This is a genomic window from Psychrilyobacter sp. (genome assembly GCF_049671765.1).
Lineage (GTDB): Bacteria > Fusobacteriota > Fusobacteriia > Fusobacteriales > Fusobacteriaceae > Psychrilyobacter.
Window position 1 is genome coordinate 1 of record NZ_JBATVM010000259.1, and the last position, 4,411, is coordinate 4,411.

Annotated in this window: 5 protein-coding genes; 4 read left to right on the forward strand and 1 reads right to left on the reverse strand. The window is 29.9% G+C overall.

Annotation, left to right across the window (positions count from 1 at the left end; all coding sequences use genetic code 11):
- The 4 genes from WBG30_RS12230 to rodA all read left to right on the forward strand — a co-directional run.
- The coding region (locus WBG30_RS12230) for an LptF/LptG family permease (protein WP_424504943.1) at nt 1-782 on the forward strand (782 nt) is incomplete at its 5' end.
- A gap of 87 nt (nt 783-869) precedes the next feature.
- The gene (locus WBG30_RS12235; RefSeq protein ID WP_424504944.1) at nt 870-2,093 is read left to right on the forward strand and encodes a M16 family metallopeptidase; all 1,224 of its coding nucleotides are present in this window, start codon (nt 870-872) and stop codon (nt 2,091-2,093) included.
- A gap of 19 nt (nt 2,094-2,112) precedes the next feature.
- Nucleotides 2,113-2,553, forward strand: coding sequence for a dUTP diphosphatase (gene dut, locus WBG30_RS12240; protein WP_424504945.1), 441 nt, complete (start codon nt 2,113-2,115; stop codon nt 2,551-2,553).
- 25 nt (nt 2,554-2,578) lie between these two features.
- Nucleotides 2,579-3,691: a rod shape-determining protein RodA gene (gene rodA, locus WBG30_RS12245; RefSeq protein ID WP_424504946.1), complete on the forward strand. Its 1,113-nt coding sequence runs from the start codon at nt 2,579-2,581 to the stop codon at nt 3,689-3,691.
- Nucleotides 3,692-4,056: 365 nt separating this feature from the next.
- Here rodA and WBG30_RS12250 read toward each other — a convergent pair.
- The coding region (locus WBG30_RS12250; protein ID WP_424504947.1) for a hypothetical protein at nt 4,057-4,411 on the reverse strand (355 nt) is incomplete at its 5' end.

Sequence of the window (4,411 nt, forward strand, 5' to 3'; positions counted from 1 at the left end):
TAGTTTTACTTCCTGTAATTGCCACATTTATCATGGCAGGAGGAGTTTTTTATATCAGTAATTCTCTGCAACCAAAAGGAATAAAAGTAGCTAGGGAGTTAAAGAGAAAAAATCAAATAGATGAAGATAAAATTCCTGTGGAAAAAAATAATGTTTATCTTAGAGGAAATGGAGATTATATCTATCATTTTGACTATGTAAATAGAGAGACGAATACGGCTAGAGGGATAGAAATTATAATTTTGAATAAAAATTTTGATGCTATAAAATCTATAATCACAGCTAAATCAGCAAGATATACTACTGATGGAAGATGGGAACTAGATGAAGCCAATGAAAATAGGATAAATGAAAGAAAAATAGTCTATCATAAAATCTATAAAAAATTAGAATTAAAAGAGGAGCCTAAATTATTCCTAACTCCTAAATATCGAAAAGAGGAATTAAATTTAATAGAATTAAAAAAATTAGCTGTAATTCTTCGTAAAACTGGAGGAGAAGCTAGAGAATTTGATGTAGAATTTCATAAGAGAATAGCCTATCCATTTGCTTGTGTTATTATAGGCATATTAGGGCTAGCCCTTGGAAGTAGATATGTAAGAGGTTCATCAGCTATAAATATAGCTTTAAGCATTGCTTTTGGTTACGGTTATTATATTGTTCAGGCTAGTTTTGAAGCTATAGCCATGGGAGGGATTTTATCTCCCCTTATAGGAGCATGGATGCCTAATCTTATCTTTGTAGGAATTGGACTGATAGCAATGAATAAAGCAGAGTATTGATAGGGGAGGGGAAATTCATGAATTACCCTTACTTTTAGAGAGAAAAAACATAAAAAAAGAAAGCAAAGAGTAAAAAAAGGAGAGAGTATGATATTAGAAAAAAAATTAAAGAACGGAATTCCTGTTTTTTTTGATAAGATAGATGGGATACAATCGGTAACTGTAGGGATCTTTGTAGGGACTGGATCAAAACATGAAAAGGCCAATGAGTATGGGGTATCTCACCTTTTAGAACATATGATGTTTAAGGGAACTGAAAAAAGAACCGCTAAGGAACTTTCTGAACAAATAGACGATATAGGTGGAAATATAAATGCCTATACTGGAAAGGAAACTACAGCTTATTATATACAACTTTTATCTTCTAGGCTAGAAGTAGGAGTGGATATCCTATCAGATATGTTTTTAAACTCTACTTTTTCAGATGAAAATTTAGAGAAAGAAAAAAAAGTTGTAATTGAAGAGATAAATATGTACGAAGATATACCAGAGGAAAAAGTACATGACATAAATTCTACATTTGCCGTTTCTGGAAATCAATCTAATATAGTTTTAGGAAGTATTGAGAGTGTAAACGGAATCAGTAGAGATATCTTAATAGATTATTTTAATAGAAAATATACACCAGAAAACATGGTAATATCTTTAGCTGGAAATATGGACATAGATAAAGTTATGGAAATGTTAGAAGATACCATGGGGACTATAGAGAGACAAGAAATCGAAATTTCTGAAAAATTTCCTATGAAAATAAATTCTGGAAAACAAATTTCTAAAAAAGAGATGAGCCAAGTTCATTTATGTATAAATACAAAAGGGATTTCTTACTTAGATGAAGATAGATATAAATATTCTATAATTTCTAATATATTAGCAGGGAACATGAGTTCTAGATTGTTTCAAAAGATCAGGGAAGACCGTGGACTGGCTTATTCCATATATAGTTATATGTCAAACTTTAAAGAAGGTGGGTTATTTACAATATATGCTGGGACAACACCTAAAGATTACAAAGAAGTAATTCAGATAGTTTTAGAAGAATTTGAAGAAATAAAGAAAAACAGTGTAACTGAAAAAGAATTGGAAAGATCTAAAAATCAATTTCTAAGTTCATTAACTTTTGGTTTGGAAAATAGTAGATCGAGAATGAGTAGACTAGCTAGTTCATATCTAACTTATGGACGTATAAAAACCATCGAAGAAACTATGATAGAAATTGAAAAAATAAGTTGTGAAGATATAAAAGAAGTGGCAAATAAAGTTTTTTTAGAAAAATATTATTCGTATACGATCTTAGGAAATGTAGAATAAAAAAAAGGAGAATTTTAATATGAAAAAAATAGAAGTCAAGATAATAAAAGCAGATGGAGTAACACTTCCAAAATATATGACAGATGGTGCAGCCGGAATGGATGTATGTGCTAATATTGAAAAACCTATAACTTTAAAAAGTTTAGAGAGACGACTGATTCCTACAGGAATAATTTTGGAAATACCGTTTGGTTATGAGGTTCAAGTAAGACCTAGAAGTGGACTGGCAATAAAACATGGGATTACTTTGGTTAACTCTCCAGGAACTATCGATTCTGATTATAGGGGAGAAGTAGGAATAATTTTGATTAATTTGAGTTCAGAGGAATACACTATAAATCCAATAGAAAGAATTGGACAACTTGTCCTTCAAAAAGTTTATAAGATGGAATTTGTTGAAACAGATAGAGTAGAAGAAAGTGAAAGATCTACAGGGGGTTTTGGTCATACGGGGAAATAGTAATGATGAAAGATAGGTGGAAAAAATGAAAAATAATAGAGATATAAGAATTTTGATTAAAAAAGTTAAAAAATTAAGTCATAGAATTTTATTAAATGCAATATTGATAGCTATAATTAGTGCATTTACAATATATAGTGCAACTTATACTAGAACTACTTCTTTTTTAAAGAAAGATTTGATTTGGCTCTTTTTGGGAATATTGGTATACTTTTTATTTGCTATGATAGACTTTAAGTTATATAGGCGATATTCACGGCTAATATATGGGGTAAGCTTGACATCACTGGTAGCTGTTTTTGCCTTTGGAGTAACTAAATTAGGAGCTAAAAGATGGATTGACTTAGGATTTATGAATTTACAACCTTCAGAGTTTGCAAAGATTTTTATGGTATTAACTTTTTCAGCTCTTTTGGTGAATAGATACAAAACTAGTTTTTCAGGCCTAAAAGATGTGGCTAAATCTGGAGTTCATATTTTGCCTGTATTTATACTTATATTAAAACAACCAGATCTTGGGACATCTCTTACATTGATTGCAATATTTGGAGTATTAATATTTGTCCATGGAATAGATACTAGAACAATAATAGTGATGTTAGGAAGTTTGGTAGCTTTTGTTCCATTTGCATATTTCTTTCTTTTAAAAGAATATCAACAGACAAGAATTTTAACATTTTTAAATCCTGAACAAGATCTCTTGGGAAGTGGATGGAATGTGACTCAGTCCATGATAGCAGTGGGTTCGGGTGGATTGTTTGGGAAAGGTATATTTCAAGGGACTCAGAGCAAACTCAAGTTTTTACCAGAATCTCATACAGACTTTATAGGTGCAGTTTTTTTAGAAGAAACAGGGTTTGTAGGAGGGTTGTTATTATTAGTATTATATTATTCCCTTATTTATAACATAGTTCGGATAGGAAATAATTCTAATGATGAATATGGTAGACTTATCTGTTACGGAGTTGCAGCCATAGTGTTCTTTCATACTACAGTAAATTTAGGAATGATAATAGGTCTTATGCCAGTAACAGGATTGCCACTGCTTCTAATGAGTTATGGAGGAAGTTCATATATTTTTACCTTTATGATGCTAGGGATAGTTCAGAGTGTAAAAGTCCATAGTGATAAATACTAACTTAGAAATATTTAAAGAAATTATAGTAGAAGAGATGTTAGAGGTTAAAACAAATTTTTTCTATTTACCTCAAATGACTTATTTAGGAAAAAATTAGACAAAATATCAAGTCTCTAAAAAAATAAAAGTGGTTAATATATGAACGTATCACAAAGATTAAACCATAAGAGACAATCTATATTTTATTGGGATCTAAAACCGATTGTAAAATGAATAAGAGATTAGAATAAATAGGATAGAATGGTGTAATAAAAAAATGGAAGTTTAAACTTCCATTTTTATTATTATATAGGAAATTATAAAATTTACAGAATAAATAAAAGATTATAAAATTCTAAATTGAGCTTGTCTAGGTATAATGTTATTTAAAAATCATCTAAAAACACTTCTGGCTCAAAGTTTTTTTTTGATGATTTTTTATTTCCCACTTTCGCTTTAACTTGTGTTTTTTTTAATGTAGGTGTCTCCTTAACGAGAGTTAGAGGAAGTTTGGAGATTTCTAAGTATTCATTAGAAACTTCAGTGATAGTTTCATCTAGATCATCGATAATAGCTTGAACATGGATTACAAAGATCTCCTTTGCTTTTTTAGAAATTTTAGTTTTATCTACAGCTAAAACAATAAATTCTTTATCTTGGTCATTCCATGAGTTTGTAATAATAGCATCTTTTGTTAGTTCTGATGAAACAAGGTTAGCTAGATCTTCAACGGTATTTTTA